17 protein-coding genes are annotated in these 18609 nt (G+C 37.8%); 5 read left to right on the top strand and 12 right to left on the bottom strand.

Going from position 1 to position 18609, the window contains the following annotated elements; translation table 11 throughout:
• Positions 1–102 precede the first annotated feature (102 nt).
• Positions 103–843 carry a tyrosine-protein phosphatase gene (locus DSM02_RS02985; protein WP_128764237.1) on the top strand — a complete coding sequence of 247 codons (741 nt, stop codon included), beginning with the start codon at positions 103–105 and terminating at the stop codon, positions 841–843.
• Here DSM02_RS02985 and DSM02_RS02980 read toward each other — a convergent pair.
• The 4 genes from DSM02_RS02980 to DSM02_RS02965 all read right to left on the bottom strand — a co-directional run bounded on the left by DSM02_RS02980 (position 840) and on the right by DSM02_RS02965 (position 4569).
• Complete coding sequence (locus DSM02_RS02980; protein ID WP_128764236.1) at positions 840–1847, bottom strand: polysaccharide biosynthesis protein; 1008 nt, start codon at positions 1845–1847, stop codon at positions 840–842. The two genes, DSM02_RS02985 and DSM02_RS02980, sit on opposite strands and share 4 nt — an antisense overlap.
• Entirely contained in the window at positions 1847–2989 is a 1143-nt protein-coding gene (locus tag DSM02_RS02975) for an aminotransferase class I/II-fold pyridoxal phosphate-dependent enzyme (RefSeq protein ID WP_164918217.1), read from the bottom strand. The genes DSM02_RS02980 and DSM02_RS02975 overlap by 1 nt, the downstream gene beginning before the upstream one ends.
• 1 nt (position 2990) lies before the next feature.
• Positions 2991–3971, bottom strand: coding sequence for an MraY family glycosyltransferase (locus DSM02_RS02970; RefSeq protein ID WP_164918216.1), 981 nt, complete (start codon positions 3969–3971; stop codon positions 2991–2993).
• A 178-nt stretch (positions 3972–4149) separates the two neighbouring features.
• Positions 4150–4569, bottom strand: a complete 420-nt coding sequence (locus tag DSM02_RS02965; RefSeq protein ID WP_128764233.1) for an OsmC family protein — start codon at positions 4567–4569, stop codon at positions 4150–4152.
• 134 nt (positions 4570–4703) lie between these two features.
• Between DSM02_RS02965 and DSM02_RS02960 the strand changes: the two genes are divergently transcribed.
• The 3 genes from DSM02_RS02960 to DSM02_RS02950 are packed head-to-tail and all read left to right on the top strand — an operon-like array spanning position 4704 to position 6543.
• The gene (locus tag DSM02_RS02960) at positions 4704–5177 is read left to right on the top strand and encodes a hypothetical protein (protein ID WP_128764232.1); all 474 of its coding nucleotides are present in this window, start codon (positions 4704–4706) and stop codon (positions 5175–5177) included.
• Positions 5178–5954 (top strand): aldose 1-epimerase, encoded by a 777-nt coding sequence (locus DSM02_RS02955; protein WP_128764231.1) that lies wholly within the window; start codon positions 5178–5180, stop codon positions 5952–5954.
• Positions 5955–6000: 46 nt separating this feature from the next.
• Positions 6001–6543, top strand: a complete 543-nt coding sequence (locus DSM02_RS02950; RefSeq protein ID WP_128764230.1) for a DUF4377 domain-containing protein — start codon at positions 6001–6003, stop codon at positions 6541–6543.
• A 2-nt stretch (positions 6544–6545) separates the two neighbouring features.
• On the opposite strand, the gene DSM02_RS02945 is transcribed toward DSM02_RS02950, so the two are convergent.
• A complete protein-coding gene (locus DSM02_RS02945) occupies positions 6546–9473 on the bottom strand; it encodes an FAD-binding and (Fe-S)-binding domain-containing protein (RefSeq protein ID WP_128764229.1) in 2928 nt (975 codons plus the stop codon).
• A 140-nt stretch (positions 9474–9613) separates the two neighbouring features.
• On the opposite strand from DSM02_RS02945, the gene DSM02_RS02940 reads away from it, so the two are divergent.
• Positions 9614–10105 carry a hypothetical protein gene (locus DSM02_RS02940; protein ID WP_128760276.1) on the top strand — a complete coding sequence of 164 codons (492 nt, stop codon included), beginning with the start codon at positions 9614–9616 and terminating at the stop codon, positions 10103–10105.
• 76 nt (positions 10106–10181) lie between these two features.
• On the opposite strand, the gene bshA is transcribed toward DSM02_RS02940, so the two are convergent.
• From bshA to DSM02_RS02905, 7 genes are all read right to left on the bottom strand, one after another.
• The gene (bshA, locus tag DSM02_RS02935) at positions 10182–11336 is read right to left on the bottom strand and encodes an N-acetyl-alpha-D-glucosaminyl L-malate synthase BshA (RefSeq protein WP_128764228.1); all 1155 of its coding nucleotides are present in this window, start codon (positions 11334–11336) and stop codon (positions 10182–10184) included.
• Between the two features lie 73 nt (positions 11337–11409).
• Positions 11410–14325 carry a glycoside hydrolase family 3 N-terminal domain-containing protein gene (locus DSM02_RS02930; protein WP_128764227.1) on the bottom strand — a complete coding sequence of 972 codons (2916 nt, stop codon included), beginning with the start codon at positions 14323–14325 and terminating at the stop codon, positions 11410–11412.
• Between the two features lie 10 nt (positions 14326–14335).
• Positions 14336–14821, bottom strand: a complete 486-nt coding sequence (locus DSM02_RS02925) for an ABC transporter ATPase (protein WP_128764226.1) — start codon at positions 14819–14821, stop codon at positions 14336–14338.
• 179 nt (positions 14822–15000) lie between these two features.
• Positions 15001–15792: a (Fe-S)-binding protein gene (locus DSM02_RS02920; protein WP_128764225.1), complete on the bottom strand. Its 792-nt coding sequence runs from the start codon at positions 15790–15792 to the stop codon at positions 15001–15003.
• A 32-nt stretch (positions 15793–15824) separates the two neighbouring features.
• The gene (locus DSM02_RS02915) at positions 15825–16259 is read right to left on the bottom strand and encodes an LNS2 domain-containing protein (RefSeq protein WP_073099969.1); all 435 of its coding nucleotides are present in this window, start codon (positions 16257–16259) and stop codon (positions 15825–15827) included.
• Positions 16260–16292: 33 nt separating this feature from the next.
• The gene (locus DSM02_RS02910; RefSeq protein WP_128764224.1) at positions 16293–17636 is read right to left on the bottom strand and encodes a (Fe-S)-binding protein; all 1344 of its coding nucleotides are present in this window, start codon (positions 17634–17636) and stop codon (positions 16293–16295) included.
• 5 nt (positions 17637–17641) lie between these two features.
• The gene (locus tag DSM02_RS02905; RefSeq protein ID WP_128764223.1) at positions 17642–18592 is read right to left on the bottom strand and encodes an MlaD family protein; all 951 of its coding nucleotides are present in this window, start codon (positions 18590–18592) and stop codon (positions 17642–17644) included.
• Between the last annotated feature and the right edge of the window lie 17 nt (positions 18593–18609).

Below are 18609 nucleotides of genomic sequence, written 5' to 3'. Positions count from 1 at the left end.
GAGCAATTTACTCAATTAGCTTTAATAGTATAACAGTACCTTATATATTAAATGCTAGGCATACAATTTAGAATGCTTAATTTTGCAAAAAATTAAAATCCAATGTTATCAATTTTCAGCTCAAAGAAATTCTTAGTAAGTAAGCTTGGTGAATTTACAGATATTCATAATCATATACTACCCGGAATCGATGATGGCGCAAAAACTCCAGAGGATTCTTTAAAACTACTGGCTGGCTTTAAAGAATTTGGTATTACAGATTTGATCTGTACCCCGCATACAATGAGTGATTTTTATGCCAATACTCCAGAAACTATCTTGGCAGCAGAACACAATCTAAAATCCTTTTTAACTGAAAATGGTCACCAGGATTTTAAAATAAGATCATCTTCTGAATATATGATGGATTCCGGACTGGTAGATCTATTGGACAGCAAGCAAATTCTACCACTTAAAGACAACTACGTCTTGGTTGAAATGTCTTACCTGCAACCTCCTGTTAATCTTAGAGAAATCTTATTTAAAGTAGGTAACGCCGGTTTTACACCAGTTTTGGCACACCCGGAGCGCTATGCGTTTTATCACGCTAAATACGATACGTTTACCGAATTGAAAAGCATTTGCAAGTTTCAATTAAATGCACTTTCTATTAGCGGCTATTACGGACCCGGAATTGCAAAAATCGCACTACGCCTTTTAGCCGAAAATATGTATGATTTTATAGGTACAGACACGCATCATATACGACACATAGAAAATATGAAAAAGGTAAAATTTGCCGGAAAGTATGAACAAGCCCTTGAAAAAATAATTAGTAATACAACCGCTACGTTTAGCTCCTAGCCCTCAATACATAAGTTTTTGAGCGATTTTAAGGCTTCTTGTTCATCATAGGATTTTGCCGCAAAAAAACACCTTTCTAACAGTTCTAGATTAAAATGCCGCTGTTTCATAGTTTTTAATTGAACAAGAGGTGAACCTTCTAGTTGAATAATGTTCTCTGAAGTGTTTTTTAAGGATTCTTCCTGTTTTTCAGACTTTGGTAAGTCAATAAATTGTATTGGGTATTCTTCTGGTGAAATATTTTTAAAATCTCGGATCACTTGCTGGGCTATTTCAAGTATGGTGAAAACCTTAGGGTTTTTCGGAATAAATATTCCGCCGCAATCTATTTGAGCTAAAAGCCAGTCTGTAATATCATTAATTTCTTCTACAGCTATAAACGCACGTTTTACATTTTGCCCTTTAATTTCAAGCGGTAGATTTAATGCTATCCGATTTTTAAAAACAGGAACTACAGAACCAGAAGAACCGTAAACATTACACAATCTCAGTGTACAAATTTGAGGCAGTGAACCTTCTTGTTGTTTCCATACTAAACAATCTTCTACAACTTTTTTTGTTCGCCCCATCACGCTTATCGGCTCTACAGCTTTATCGGTGGAAATAAAAATGAAACGCCTTACACTCGCGGTCGTTGCGCTATCTATCAACAGCTTTGCTCCATAAATATTAGTGGTAATCGCTGCACAAATATTCTGTTCCATTAAAGAAACGTGCTTGTAAGCCGCCGCGTGAAATACGGATGTTATTTTGTGTTTCTGAAACAGAAAATCAATAAAAGCTGAATTACAGATACTTTCTGTAAAATAAACGAAGTTCAACTTGGGATAATTGATTTGAAGTTCTTTAATCAGGTTGGATAACCCAGTTTCTGAAATATCAACCAGAATAAGTTGTTTAGGATTTTTAGAAGCGAAATTGAATACCAACTCGCGACCGATGCTTCCGGCTGCTCCGGTAACTAAAATCACCTCTGAACTTAAATCTATCGTGTCGCTCTTCATTAATCTGAAAAATAAGCAATTAGTTCATCTTTGATTCTGTCAAGCTCATCAGCTGTCATTCCGGTTCCTGATGGCAAACACAGACTTCGCTTCCAAAACTCTTCGGCTGTAGCATTCCCAAAATATTTCTGATGGGTATAAATTCCCTGAAGGTGTAAGGGTGTCCATAAAAACCGGGATTCAATTGCTCGCTTTTCAAAATAAATACGGAGTCCTTCGGGACTCTTCAGTGAAGATTCTTTAAACTGAATTACATTCAGCCAGTAGTTAGAATACAGCTCTTTATCAAAAGATTCAAACAAATCTACATCATCAATTTCGTCAAAAATAGCTGCATAGAATTGATGTATTTTCCGCTTTGTGGCAACCCGCTCATGCAATGTTTTCAGTTGAGCGATCCCCAAAGCTGCATTGAGACCGGGCATTATATAATTATACCCCACATTATCGTGCTCAAAACCAGAAGCATTCATTTTTGCCTGACTCGCCAAATGTCGAACTTGAGTAGCGTCATCTGTGTTTTTGCAAATCAGAGCTCCACCACCACCTGTAGTTATCAGCTTATTTCCATTAAAAGAAAGAATTCCATAATCACCAAAAAGCCCACAAAACTGCTCACCCACTTTACTCCCTAAAGCTTCGGCTGCATCTTCTATTAAGACTATGTGATATTTCTTAGCAACTTCAGCAATACGCTTAATTTTAGCCGGCATTCCATAAGAATGCACAACGATTATAGCCTTAGGCTTATTCCCTTTTTGGATTAATGATTCGACAGTATTTTCCAAAACCTCAGGGCACATGTTGTAGGTTTCGGCTTCGCTATCTATAAAAATGGGCATTGCGCCTAAATAAGCAACAGGATTAGCCGTCGCGACATACGTCATCGTCTGACACAAAACAGAATCTCCTGCCTGAACACCCGCGAGAATCAATGCTAAATGCAAAGCTGAAGTGCCAGAATTTAGCGCAACAAGATCTCGTTGTGTACCCAACGCTTCCTGTAATGAATTTTCAAATTTTGTAACAAATGGTCCACCTGCAGTGATCCAGTTATCCTCAATAGCACGGGTAACCTCAGCAATTGCGTTTGCATCAAGCTTTGGTGCAGAAAGTGCTATTGTATGAGGTTTAGGTTTCAAGTTACTGCTTGGTATTTTTCTTAAAGTTTCTGATCAGAAAATCTAAATATACGTGAAGCGCAACTAACAGCATTACCTGAAGGATTAAAAAGAACCACAAACCAATTAAAGGTTCCATAAATAAAACTCCGCCAAGTAAAACCAGAGTTATAAGAAAAACAAAACTTACAATTTGTGTATGGGTATAGCCCAATCTAAGTAAGGCGGAATAACTGTGTAATTTATCCCGTTTAAAAAGAGGTTTTCTTTTATACAGACGCAACAATAAAACACGTACCGTGTCAAAAATGGGATACCAAAATAAAGTAGTCATTACAGGCAAACGCTGCTGATACGATTGTAAGCGTATGTTAGAAATAGCTAGATCTGCCTCTAGAAAAACAATGCAAAAAACCGCACACATAAAACCCAGCAATAAGGAGCCACTATCTCCCATAAATAATTGGGCCGGTTCTTTATTAAATCTTCTAAATGCGAATAAACCGGCTGCCGCACACATTAAAAAAATACCAGAAAATGGAGTTTGAAAATAAAGTAAACCTAGAAAAAAAAGTAGCGCAACTGTCGTAGCTAAGCCATCTACGCCATCTATAAAATTAAACGCATTGGTTAAAAACAACAAAATAAATATAGAAACACTTGTACTTAGATAATATGGCATTCGGTAGAAACTTTGCTCATACATAACCGATTCTAAACACAAGTCCCCTGGTAAAACAACAAAAAGAATAATCGCAAATTGGATAACTAACTTACTCCTCCAACCTATAGGTTTTAGATCATCAACGAGTCCCAACAAAAACATCGCTGCAAAGCCTATTAAAATGTATATATGATTGAGAATTAAATAGCTTCCGTCAAAAATTAAAGCGGTGCTGAATATACCTGTGAACAACGCGATCCCTCCCGAAGCAGGAGTAGCCTTCTTGTGCAGTTTTTTTCCGCCTGTATGATCTACAAAATAGCTTGAAAACTTAGGCATGCACAACAGCCTTACCATTGCAAATGTTATTACAAATGCTAACAAAGCCGGCAAAAAATAAAGCAATAATTGTGGCACTACGCGTAGGTTTTGGTTTTCAAATATACACTTTACACATTTGACTCTAAGACATAAAAAAACCGCCCAGAGGCGGTTTGAAGTTATAGTTCAAAAGATCTTACTCTTCTAGTGTAGCATCTAAAGTGATTTTGGCTTTAAGTAATTTTGATACCGGACAATTGTCTTTTGCTTTTGTCGCAATTTTTTCAAAAGTTTCCGCATCACATCCCGGCACTTTACCTTTTAAGGTTAAGTGAACTTTAGTGATTGCTCCGTCTTCAAAAGTTACTTTTGCGTCGGTGTGCAAATTCTCTGGAGTTAAATCTTCTTCTCCTAAAAATGCTGATAATTGCATCGTATAGCAACCGGCGTGAGCTGCCCCTATTAATTCTTCAGGGTTAGTACCTTTTCCGTCCTCAAAACGAGTTCCGAATGCATATTTAGCACCATCTAAAACTGTACTTTCAGTAGAGATTGTTCCCATTCCGGCTTTAATTTGCCCTTTCCAGTTTGCAGATGCGTTTCTTGAAAATTTCATATATCTATTTTTTATTTTTTGGTTTAACTAAAACTAACTATCAGGCAGCTTCCTCACAACTATTTTAAATATAATTTAGCGTTTATAGCCCTAGTATTAACGGGCTTTAACAGCATTTTGGTTAAATTGCAAGTATGAAAGCAGCTACGGTAACGCAACTCAAAAAAGAATTAAAACACAAAGATGAAGAAGAACTGCTTCAAATCTGTTTGCGGCTGGCAAAATTCAAGAAAGAAAACAAAGAATTACTCACCTATTTACTTTTTGAATCGGATTATGAGGCGGGTTATGTGGCCAGTGTAAAAGAGGATATTGACGACCAGTTTGAATCGATAAATCATAAAAATTATTATTGGATGAAAAAGTCTGTTCGTAAAATCCTAAGGGAAACTAAAAAGTACATTCGCTATTCCGGAAACAAAGAAACTGAAGTGGAACTCCTGATTTATTTCTGCGAAAAAATGAACACGGTTAGACCTGCAATTCGAAATAATAATACGCTGCGTAATCTCTATCTTAGACAACTGGAATACATCCATAAAAAAATTGAAGCACTGCACGAAGACCTGCATCTTGATTATTATAACGCACTAGAAAATCTAAATTAAATGACACAATTACAACTTAACAACCAAGCGGTTTCAATAGATAAAGGACAATTATCAAGTTATAAAAAGGATGATCACGAATATATACATCAGGTAGGAAGTCCCGGCTGGGGAAAATCTGATGATGAGATGTTTCCGGTTATTGGGCCTACCGATGAAGCACATTTTAAAGTACAAACCCCAAAAGGTGAAGCCATTTTAGATCAGCACGGTTTATTGCGTGAACTTACGTACAAACTGACCAGCTCTACAGAAACTACTGCTGTTTTTGAAAAAACATATAAAGCCGAGACCAAAGTCAAAAATTCAAAATTCCCTAAAAAATCTACAGAAAAATGGCTGTCATGGCCTTATGATTTCGTTTTTAAAAAACAATTCACGCTAAGTGAAAACGAGCTTAAAATCGAATTTATTATCAGCGGAGAAAAAGGAATGCCGTTTATGCTGGGGTATCATCCTGCATTTAAATTACATACGAAAACGCCTGTGGTTCAAAATGAAAAAAGAGAGATTTCTTTAGAAGAGATTATGGCTGTGGGAAGCCGGGCCTTTCAAGTACCAGATTGTAGCGAAATCAGTTTAAGAGACGATAAAAACATAACGCTTAAATCGGAAGGTTTTGGCAACTTTATGCTCTGGACTGAAGTCACCAATATGCTCTGTATAGAGCCTATTAGTTTTTATCCTTACGCGGTAAAACAAGAAAAATTACACGAAGGTTTTCAGACTTTAAATAATGGTGAAGTTCGATTTACAGTTAAATTAAAATTAAATTGAAGCAACCATTCTCCTGATTTTGCATCTATATAGGAAACAATCTATTATGAAACATATATTAACGCTAGTTCTCTTATGTATTTGTCTGTTTTCCTGTACCAATGATGATAATGAGGACAGTCAAACTGTAAACCTTAAAGTAAATCATTATCGCAATACTGGTGTGGGAGAAGGTCAATATTTGACATTGCTAATTCAGGAAGAAGAAGCTATTGGTTCTTCAGAATGGAGCAGATTATACAGTCCCATAGAAGATTTTAACTATGTGCCCGGCAAGATTTATGACCTTACTGTTGAGAAAATGAAAGTAAAAAATCCTCCCGCTGATGGGAGTTCTATACGCTATAAGTTAATTAGTATCAATAATACAGAAGATGTTGATGCTGATACAACTTTTGAAATCGACCTTAAAAGTAACGGTAATAACTTTGTCAGATTGGACTCCGGTTTTAGCATTTTAAACGAGATAGAAATGGACTGTAACCTCTTATGTGATGAAATGACTCAAAAACTAGAAGCTCAAGATCGAGTTATTGGTAATTTTAAACACGCTTTCCCTAACGGAATAGTTTTGTTAGCTATCAATTAGATTTAAACCAAGGCATTCCTCAAAACAGTTACGGGATGTACTGCTTCACGCTGCGTCCCGTCTTTTATTTGATGTCTGCAGCTTGTTCCGGGAGCTACGATCAAAGTTTCGCCAGTAGCCTTCCTAACCGCTGGAAACAAAGTTTGCTCCCCTATTTGCATACTTAAATCGTAATGTTCTTTCTCGTATCCAAAAGATCCCGCCATACCACAACATCCAGACGGAATAATGGTTGGTTTAAAATTAGCTGGTAAATTGAGAATATTAAACGTATGCTCTATACCGCTCAATGCTTTTTGATGACAATGCCCGTGGATTTTAAGTTTTTTTGATTCGGTAGTAAAAGAGGTTGCTTTAATACGTTCTGCTTTGATTTCAGCATTTAGAAATTCATCTATAGTAAATGTATTTTTCGCAAGCTTTTTAGCTGCTTCAACATCTTTTGCCAGCCTGATGTATTCATCTCTAAACCCTAAAATAGCTGAGGGTTCAATACCAATTAATGGATGTTCTTCATCAATTAAATCTTTAAAAGTCTGAATGTTTTTCTGAGCAGCTTTCCGTGCATATTTTAAAAAACCTTTTGATATAAAAGACCTGCCACTTTCTGCGTGGGTTACAATGCGTACTTCATAATTCAACCGCTGCAATAAGATCACTGCATCTTCCCCTATCTGAGCATCCAGATAATTAGTAAACTCATCGGCAAATAGATAAACGGTCTTTATAGGATTTTTTGGATTGAATGCTCTGAGCTTTTTAAAGCGCTTCCGTAAGGTTCTTTTTGCCAAAGGCGGAAGACTACGCTCTGGAGCTACTTCTAAAGTTTTTCTGATGAATTTACCGCTCAATTTGGCTTTGTACAATCCGTTTGTGATACCGGGAAGCACCGCAGCAAATTTGTTTAAATACGCATTAAATGCAAAAGCACGCGTTCTTAACGAACTTCCATTTTCTTTTTTATATTGATATTCAAACTCTGCTTTAAGAGTAGCGACATCTACATTACTGGGACATTCACTCGCGCAAGCTTTACAGCTGAGACAAAGATCAAATACGGCTTTCAATTCCTTATGATTGAAGCTGTTTCTACGCTCAGAACTCGTTAAAATTTCACGGAGTGCGTTAGCTCTGCCACGCGTAGAATCTTTCTCATCACGGGTTGCACGATAACTGGGACACATTGTTCCACCGGCTTCCGGCATCTTTCTACAATCACCAGAACCGTTGCATTGCTCTGCAGCTCTTAAAATTCCCTGAGTATCACTAAAGTCCATCAGCGTTTCAATTTCCGGCTCGTCACGATCTGGTGTATACCGTAAATGCACATCCATAGGTTCTGAGTTTACCAGCTTTCCGGGATTGAAAATATGCTGAGGATCAAAACTGTTTTTAATGCGTTTTAAGCGCTCATAATTGGCACTGCCTAACATCAACGCTACAAACTCTCCGCGCACGATACCGTCACCGTGCTCGCCGCTCATAGAGCCTTTATAGTTCTTTACCAACTGTGCGACCGCAGTAGTTATCTGCCGAAATAAAACAACATCATCGGCTTTTTTTAAATTTAAAATAGGTCGCAAGTGCAATTCTCCGGCTCCAGCGTGTGCATAGTATACCGCATCCTGTTTAAATTTTGCCATTAACGCACTAAACTCTTTAATGTAGGGTGCAAGATCCTCCAAAGCTACTGCAGTATCTTCTATACACGCCACTGCCTTGCGATCGCCTACGATGTTACCCAATAAGCCCAAGCCGGCTTTACGCAACTCCAGAGCTTGCATAATCTCAGACCCTTCTAAAGTAGGATAAGCATAACTCAAGCCTGAAGCTTCTATGGTCGCAATCAATTCTATAGCTGCTTTGCGAGCCATATCAAGTGTTTCAGCGCGTACTTCAAGCATTAAAATCGCTTGTGGATCACCTGCTATAAAAAAGCGGTTTTTTTGTTGTTCGCGGTTGTTAAGCGTGCAATCTAAAATAACCTTATCCATCATCTCACAAGCGTATAGCTTATGCTTCATAGCAGGGACAACAGCCTCTAAACAGGCTTCGATACTTTTAAAATGAGCCGCGACCATTACTCCGTTTGCTGGTGGTAATTCATCAAGTTTTAAAGTGATTGCTGTTGTAAAAGCTAAAGTACCTTCGCTTCCTGCCAGTAGTTTGCACATATTAAAATGCTCAGAGCTACTTGCTTCAAAAACTGAATTATCAAGCAATGCGTCTAATGCATAACCGGTGTTTCTGCGATGTATTTCAGGCTTGGGATAATGCTCCCGAATATCCTTTCGGGATTCAGGATTTTTTAATTCTTCAAAAATGCTTCGGTATACATCACCTTCTCTACTTTTTAGTTTACGCTTTTGCGAAAATTCTTCAGGTGTGATTTCGGCAAAAACCGCTTCCTTTCCGTCACTCAGTAGCGTTTTAAGCTGAACTACTTTATCACGCGTTACTCCATATTGAATAGAGGTTGTTCCCGAAGAATTATTTCCCACCATACCGCCTATCATACAGCGATTTGATGTTGAGGTATTCGGCCCAAAAAATAAGCCGTGCGGTTCCAGAAATCTATTGAGTTCGTCCCGAATCACTCCCGGTTGAACAGTAACCGTTTTATTGACTTTATCAAAAGAAATGATCTCAGTAAAATGTTTAGAAACGTCAACCACAATACCATCTCCTACGCATTGACCGGCAAGCGAAGTCCCTGCTGTTCGCGGTATTAAACCAACCTGATGAGCACCTGCAAATAAAATGAGATGCTTTAGATCATTTTCATTTTTTGGAAAAGCAACAGCCAGCGGCAACCTGCGATACACTGAGGCATCTGTAGCATATAAATGCTTGTACAAATCATCGTGAACCAGGTTTCCTTCTAAAGAATTGGCAAGTGTTTTTAAAGCTTCTGACAGGTTTGAAATCATAGGCTAAAGTTACAATTATTCCTCTTGAAGCCATTAACAAATGATTAGATAAGCTTAACAAAATATTGGCGCAGTACGTGTAAGCACAGCGGTTTTCTAGAATTACATTTGCAGTACTAACATTTAAAATAATTACAATTATGAAAAAAGTATTAATAGCGTTTGTACTTATTGCAGGGTTTTCATTTACATCACAAGCTCAGGATATTGCAAAAAATGCATTAGGTCTTAGATTGGGTGATAATGATGGTTTTGGTGCCGAGATATCTTACCAAAGAGGCTTAGGTGATAACAACCGTTTAGAATTGGATTTAGGTATTAGAGACGGAAATAACTATGACGGATTTAAACTTGCAGGTCTTTACCAATGGGTATGGAATATTGACGGAGGTTTCAACTGGTATGCTGGTGCCGGTGGTGGTCTTGCATCTTATGGTTATGATGACAATCGTTATGATGACGACACTTTTGTATTTGCAGCAGGTGATATAGGTATAGAATATAATTTTGATATCCCGTTAGTTCTTTCTTTAGACTTTAGACCTGAGATAGGTTTTGGTGACGGTAATGATTATTATGACAACGACGATTTAGATTTTGATATCGCACTAGGTATACGTTATCAGTTTTAATCAATCAAAAATAGAAATATAAAAAAGCCGAGAATTTTAAAATTCTCGGCTTTTTTATGCGTCATCATGAGTTCTTCTAGGTTAAAGACTCTTTAGTTTTGGGTTGGTTTTTAGTAATTGCTTTAGCATAAACCTCTTCATACATCGGTACAATTTTTTCTATACCAAACTGCGTTGCTTGCTGTCTTGCCTGCAATTTAAATTGAGCCAGACTATCATTTGTTTTTAGAATTTTAAGCGCATTACTCGCCATATTATCAACAGCTCCTACATCACTTAAAAAGCCTGAAAAACCTTCCGTATTTACTTCTGAAAGTCCCCCAGCATTTGAGGAAATCACCGGCACTCCGTGCGACATCGCTTCAAGCGCAGCAAGACCAAAACTCTCTGCCTTAGAAGGAAGCAAAAACAGATCAGAAAAACAAAGAATCTTATCGATCTCATTACTGTTTCCTAAAAAAATCACTTTTGAAGCAATACCTAATTTTTCCGCAAGAATCTCCGCAGGAGCTCGTTCTGGCCCCTCTCCTACCATAATAAGTTTTGCTGGTATTTTCTTTTGAATAGCATAAAATGTCTTAATCACATCAGGAATACACTTTACCTCCCGCATATTACTGATATGTGTAATTATACGTTCATTTTCAGAAGCCATTAATCCGCGTTGACAATCTGTAAACGAATTCTTAACCGTACTGAGGTCTATAAAATTAGGTATGACCTTGATCTTTCTTTTGATATCAAATAAACGATTGGTATCGTCTTTTAAACTCTGCGAAACCGAAGTCACCACATCACTTTTATTGATACTGAAAGTTACTGCCGGTTTGTAAAAAGGATGATTTCCTACTAAAGTAATATCGGTTCCATGCAAGGTTGTCACCATAGGTATGGTTATTCCTTCTTGCTGAAGCATTTTCTTTGCCATGTAACCCGCATATGCATGCGGTATGGCATAATGCACGTGCAGCACATCTATATGATAGGCTTTGATAATCGTAACCAGTTTGCTGGAAAGTGCTAACTCATAAGGTTGAAAGTGAAACAGCGGATACTCCGGTACATTTACCTCGTGAAAAAATATTTTCTCATTAAGAAGATCAAGCCTAACGGGCTGTTTATAGGTAATAAAATGAACTTCATGACCGCGTTTAGATAACGCGATACCCAGCTCTGTAGCAACAACACCACTACCTCCAAAAGTGGGATAACAAACTATAGCAATTTTCATGACGTAAAATTACCAATTATTACGTCAGCTCAAGAATTAAAATTCTGGTTTTAATCATTATTTATAGCCAGAATCATGGCATTACAGCATTTTCAATGACTTCTTGAATACGTGTTCTCAAGTTTGAGGAAATTAGCTTTCTGTTATCTGCGGTAGGAAAAGTACGATTTGAAAGAAACACATAAATGATTTCTGTATTGGGGTCTGCCCAAGTAAACGTACCGGTAAAACCACTATGACCAAAGCTCGACTTAGAGACACAACCGCAGGTAGGCCCGGCTGTACCCAGCTGAGGTTTATCAAAACCTACACCTCTACGCACGCCTTCAGAACAATAATAACAGGTATTAAAGGCATCCATAGTAGCTTTTGAGAAATAGCGTTTCCCTCCATAATATCCATTTTGCAGATACATTTGCATCATCTTGGCAACATCATTAGCATTACTAAAGAGACCGGCGTGACCGCCTATATTATCTTCCATAGCTGCACCCATATCATGCACATAACCTTGTACCTGCTGCATACGCCAATACGTATCATTCTCTGAAGGTACAATAGTATTTTTTGCAATACGCTCAAGAGGTTTATACCCCATTTTATTTGCTCCCAGAGAATTGTAATAATAGCTCTGCGTCAAGCCGTTCAAATCATCTCCTTCTGTATCTTCAAGATATTTTTTAAATAGAAAATAAGACAGATCGCTGTACTTATAAACGCGCCTGCTCAACAAGTCTGAGTCTGCAATAATTTTTACAATCGTATCCGGGTAATCATTGCGCAAATACATATCTTCTGCGATTTTTATATCAAAATTATCTTCAGATCGGGTACGATAGTATTTTTTTGAAAGCTTTCCGGATTCATCAAACGTTGCCGTGTAAAAAGGTATCCAGGGTTTGAGTCTGCCATAATGCGACAAGACCTGTTTTACAGTGATATTTTGTTTATTAGACCCTTGCAATACCGGAAGTAAGGTTCCTAATTTGTCATCTAAAGTCAGTTTTTCTTCATCATAACGCTTCATAAGAAGCGGTAATGTAGCCAGAACTTTTGTCATCGAAGCCAGATCGTACACATCATCAAGCGATACTTTTTGCTTTTTAGTATAAGTATGGTACCCAAAGCCTTTCTCATAGATCACTTTACCATGACGTGCTACCAGGACCTGTGCTCCAGGAAACATAATATCGGTAAGACCTTCTTGCATCAGCTTATCAATGCCTCCTAGTTTTTTAGAATCCATCCCTTCCTCTTCAGGAATGCCATATTTTAACCGGCGCAGCGTTCCGGTCTCGTAACTGGTATTGATCTTGAACTCATCTCCTATAGAAACCGGAAGCTTCCCCTCGGCACCAATAGCGCCAAAAATAAGTTGAGCACTCAAATCCTGGGCGATCTCACTATTTTGGTAAGACATAATCACGCCTTCAATATGCTGAGTGTTTTTCAATTTTAAAAGCGCATATGGCCTCACGAAAACATCTAAAACTGTTTTTTTCTCAGTTGCAATTGCTTCAATAGTTGCTATGTCTTGAGCTGAAAAAGAATAAGATTTCCACGGATTATCATTAGAACGGTGAAAACCGATAATCACATAATTAAAGTCTTTTAGTTTTGGAAGTAGCTCTGTTGCAGAAGAACCGCTGATTTTTGTTATCTCAGCATATTTTTTTAAAGATTGAAAAAATGCATCACCGCTATCATCTCCTAATTCCACATAGGCGATCTTCTTATCATCAAGATCTTTTACCGGCAAAATCGCCTGATTGTTTTTCAGAACGGTAAGAGCGCTGGCCATTGCTTTGCGGTAAACCACTTCATCTTCAGGTTTGTTGAGATCTCCGTAAAGATTTGCAGTTTCAACCGGCTGATACTTATTTAAACCTACCTTAAACTTTGCAAATAAAATCTTCTTTACTGAACGTGATAAACGGGTTTCTGTGATTTCACCTTTAGTATAAGCTTCTTCTATTTTCGCAACCGCTTTGGGTACATTTTCGCTAATAAGCAAAATATCATTTCCGGCTTTAAAAGCCTCCAGATCAATCAATCCGGGCTCTTTATAATTGGAAGCTCCTTTCATATTCAATGCATCAGTAAAGATCAGACCTTGAAATTTGAGGCTATCCTTTAGCAAACCGGTAACCACTTTTTGAGAAAGAGAAGTTGGGAAACCTTTTCTACTTTCTAATGCCGGAACGTTAAGATGCGCGACCATAATGCTCGCGATACCCGCATCGATCACCTTTTTATAGGGATACATCTCGATAGAATCTAGTCGCTTGCGTGTGAATGGTATTGTAGGTAACGTTTTATGCGAATCCTGATTGGTATCCCCGTGTCCCGGGAAATGTTTTGCACTCCCCAGAACTCCAGCTCCCTGCATACCTCTTATAAAGGCTACACTTTTATGGGTAACATTATCGCGGTCTTCTCCAAAAGAGCGATTACCAATTATTGGATTTTCTGGATTTACATTGATATCTACAACCGGAGCAAAATTGATATGTACTCCCATTCTTTTATTGTGTAAGCCGATCTGGCGTCCCACCTGCTCAACTATCTTATTGTCTTGGATAGCACCCAAGGTCATATTCCAAGGGAATGCATAAGTAGAGTCTAAGCGCATGGCAAGCCCCCATTCAGCATCCATCGCAATCATTAATGGAACTTTACTTGCCTCTTGAAACTCATTATTGAGTTTTGCCTGACGCATAGGACCACCTTTTGAAAAAATAACGCCACCTATATGGTTGTTTTTGATCAAGGTCTTTATAGCGTCAGTCTTAGACTTTGGGTCGCTACTAAAAACATCAACCATAAACAACTGACCTATTTTTTCTTTTAAGGTCATGGAGTCGTAAATGCTATCTACCCAAGCTTGTTGTTCAGAGAGTTCTTTTGCAATTAATGGATTCTTGGTTTGTGAGTAGCCCGTAAAGGCCATTATGAGTACTACTCCTAAGAGTAAACGATCTTTTAGCATATAATTCTTTTTATTTAAAGAAACGGCTGTGCCAGCTTTCTATTGCAGGCACTTCCCAATGTTCTAAATATTCCTCTTTAGTATTCACTAAATTATTGAAAACAGTAGTGTTTTTACCTACAGCACCATCTTTTGCCATTTTTTTAAAATCTGCAAGCGGTTTAAAGTGTAGTCGATCATTTTGAATATAGGTCACATTCATTTTATCGAGAAGAGAAATATCAAACTCCTTCTCCAACTGTTGTATAAAATGTACTTGCGCATCTATAGAACAGCCACTTGCTGAGCTGGCGCTTTGGTCTAGTGCAATAGCGATAAAACGATCGTATTTTATTTCGAAACCCGCATTAAGACTTGCTCCGTGAGCCGTCCACTGCTGTAGAAACTCAGTCAAATATTGCTGAAGTTTAGGAAGTTCTTCTTCTGAAAATTTACGGTCGCTTTGGTAAATCCATAAGCGTGCATTATCTGGTAATTCTTTAAAAGGAGTCAACATAAAGTTAAGAGAAATTTATTCTCACAAACTTAAGGTTTATATAGCATGCCTTTAAAAAAGATAGTGTTAAAAGGCTCTAAAATCAAAGCTTTATATATAAGCATACGCAATAAATTCAAAGAGCATAAAAAAACCACCCTAAATAGAGTGGCTTTTTATAATTAAATAATAAGTTTTAATTATAAATCTTCAGCACTGGCTATCATCTCTGCAATATCCAGAACTTCAACTTTGCCTTCTTGTTCTTTATTTTTAACACCGTCTGTCATCATCGTATTGCAAAACGGGCAACCGGCTGCAATAACTTCTGGTTTTGTTTCTAAGGCTTCTTCAGTACGCTCGATGTTTACATCTTTAGTACCGGGTTCAGGCTCTTTAAACATTTGAGCTCCACCTGCACCACAACAGAAACCTTTAGTCTTGCAACGTTTCATTTCTATAAGTTCTACCTCGAGCTTCTTTAGCAAATCTCGTGGAGCTTCATAGATGCGATTAGCTCGTGCTAAATAACACGGATCGTGAAAGGTTATACGTTTCCCTTTAAACTTCCCTCCTTCTACCGTTAAACGACCTTCTTCGATTAACGCTTTTAGAAATTGGGTATGATGCAAAACCTCGTAATTACCTCCCAAACCGGGATATTCATTAGCAATTGTATTGAAACAATGCGGGCAAGCTGTGACAATTTTTTTTACTTCATACGCATTAAGCACTTCGATATTAGTGACCGCTTGCATTTGAAATAAAAACTCATTACCTGCACGCTTTGCCGGATCACCGGTGCAGCTTTCTTCGGTACCTAAAACCGCAAAATCTACCCCTGCTTTTGCCAATAACTTAACAAATGCTTTAGTGATCTTTTTTGCACGGTCGTCAAAACTTCCGGCGCAGCCCACCCAGAATAAAACTTCTGGTGATTTGCCCTGTGCCATATATTCTGCCATCGTAGGTACTTTGATAGCTTCTGCCATAGATAATTGTTTTATGCGTTAGTGTCTAAAACTTAGTCTTTAAACACTTCTATAGTTACATCTTTTTCTACAAGATCTGTAAACTTCCCTTTATAACGGGTAGCTCTTACCAGGTGATTGTCAATCCAATGGTAATTGCCGCCACGAGGTTTACCCATTAATAAGCTGTGATAATTAAAGCCGTGTTTGTTTAACCAATTTTCGGTTACTTCACGGTGCTCTTCTGTACGTGATGTAAAGAAGCAAATGATATGACCCTCATCGTACCATTTGTTTAAGGTAGCTAAAGCATCAGGAAACGGCTCACAAGTCCCCATACGCTCTGGTTCTTCGTTAGGAACATCTTCAGTAATTGTTCCGTCTATGTCAATGAGGTAGTTCTTAACTCCATCAGGTAACACAGGACTTACGTGCTCCCCATCTTGAAGTTTTTCACTTAACATTTTGTCTACTTCCTCTTTTTTCATGAGTTCTCTATTTTGATATTTACTGGTTGGTTACTAGTTCTCGTTAATCCAATTTGCCCTGTCCATTTGGTTAAATGGCCACGGCGCTGCATTATTTTCGATATTGGTCATCGCGTTATTTAAATCTGTTGGCGCAGCACTCTGCTCCATCACAAGATATTGACGCATATCCATAATTATAGACAACGGATTAATACCTACGGGGCAAGCTTCTACACATGCATTACACGTAGTACACGCCCATAATTCTTCACGGCTAATATAATCATCTAATAATTGTTTGCCGTCATCTTTAAACGATCCTTTATTAGCATCTATATTTTTACCGATATCTTCTATACGATCACGGGTTGCCATCATAATTCTACGCGGCGATAATTTTTTACCTGTTTGATTTGCCGGACACTCGCTCGTACATCTACCACACTCTGTACACGTGTAAGAATTGAGTAATTGTACCCAACTTAAATCTGTAGCTTCACTGGCACCAAACTTAGCAGGAACCTCTTCTTCTGCACCTTCTTCGGGCATTGCATACGGGTCTGCATCAGGATCCATCATCAATTTCACCTCATTAGTTACAGCTTCCAAATTATCAAATTGACCTTGTGGCTTCAAACGTGCAAAATAGGTATTGGGAAAAGCCAATAAGATATGCAGGTGCTTTGAATAGTATAAATAATTAAGGAATACCAAGATTCCTAAAATGTGAATCCACCAAGCGGTACGCTCAATAAGTATTAGGGTTGAAATGCTTAAGTTTTCAAATAAAGGTGCAATAAACTGGCTAACAGGAAAAGACCCAATAATACCCGAAGTGTTAGCGTAGTGCTCAGCTCCTTTAGCCTGAAGCGTTAAATCTGCAGCATTCATGGTCAAAAATAATACCATCAAAACCACTTCAAAATACAATATTAAGTTGGCGTCTAATTTGGGCCAACCTTTCATCTCGCGATTGAGAAACCGTTGTATATGTAGAATGTTTCGGCGTACCCAAAAAATGATAACACCTACTAAAACAAGCAATGCAAAAATTTCAAAAACAGCAATTAAAAAATCGTAAAATCCTCCTAAGAAACTAAAAATTCTATGTGTACCAAAAATCCCGTCGATGATAATCTCAAGAACTTCGATATTAATAATAACAAAACCTAAATATACCAATACGTGAACGATACCTGAAACTGGTCTTCTAACCATTTTATATTGCCCTAGAGCAATTTTGGCCATATTCTTTAAACGTTGCGGCTTGTTATCGCTACGGTCTTCATCACGACCTAACTTGATATTGCGAATGAGTTTTTTAATATTCAGCACAAAAAAACCAACTCCTGCTGCAAGAGCAATAACAAACAAAATATTAGGCAGATACTGCATTAGTTTTATTTAAGTGAATCTTTTGGCTGCTCATAAGAACCTGGATTTTTACCAAAGACTGAAAAATGCACGTAACGCTTAGGATTAAGCTTTATGTCTTGCATCAACTCTTCCATCTGTTTTGTAGCACGCTCTAAATTGTTATACATCTGGTCGTCATTGATAAATTGACCAAGCGTTCCCTCTCCGCGTTCTATTTTAGATGATATGCTTTCAAAGTCTGCAAGAACACTTTCCATTCTCATAACTAAAGCGTTGATATCTACTTTAGAAAGACTATCACTCACTTTATTAAAATTGGCAGACATTTCATCTAGATTAGTAAACGTTCTTGACAACTTCTGATCATTATCTGCAAGTAGCTGATTTAAACTAGAAGAAGCCTGTTTAAAGTTGGTAGCAGTTGCATTAATATCTTCTATGGTTTCTCTAAGATTCTTACGCGTTTTCTGATCTAAAACATCAGAAACACCAGTCAGTACAGAGTCTGTACTGTTTATCACAGATTCTACCTTAGCCTGAAGGGGAGTAAGACGCTCATTTACAAGCTCAAAAATACCTTCATCAATGGTACCTTCAAGTGTATCTCCAGATTCTGCTGCTTCTCCCTGCTCATAGTCCGGAACGATAGATAAGTTTTTACCACCTATCAGCCCACCTCCATAAATCTGAGCTTTACTCGCTTTAGAAAACTGAAAATCATTTTGAATATTAAAGGTCACTAACAAATCTCCCTTAGAATCTGCAAAATCTATAGATAGAACCTTACCTACACTAAGACCATTTATAGTGACATTAGAACCTGGCGATAAACCTTCTACATTATCGTAGATGGCGTAATAGGTACGGTCGTTGTTCAACAGGTTATTGCCTTTTAAAAAGCTATAGCCAAAGATTAGCAGAGCAATAGCAACAACTGCTAAAAGACCTGTTTTTACCTCTCTAGAAATGTTCAATGTAATATTTTTTGATG

The organism is Leeuwenhoekiella polynyae (assembly GCF_004104075.1).
Classification (GTDB): Bacteria; Bacteroidota; Bacteroidia; order Flavobacteriales; family Flavobacteriaceae; genus Leeuwenhoekiella; species Leeuwenhoekiella polynyae.
Note: the sequence above shows the minus strand (reverse complement) of the source record. Positions and strands in the feature narration are given on the sequence as shown.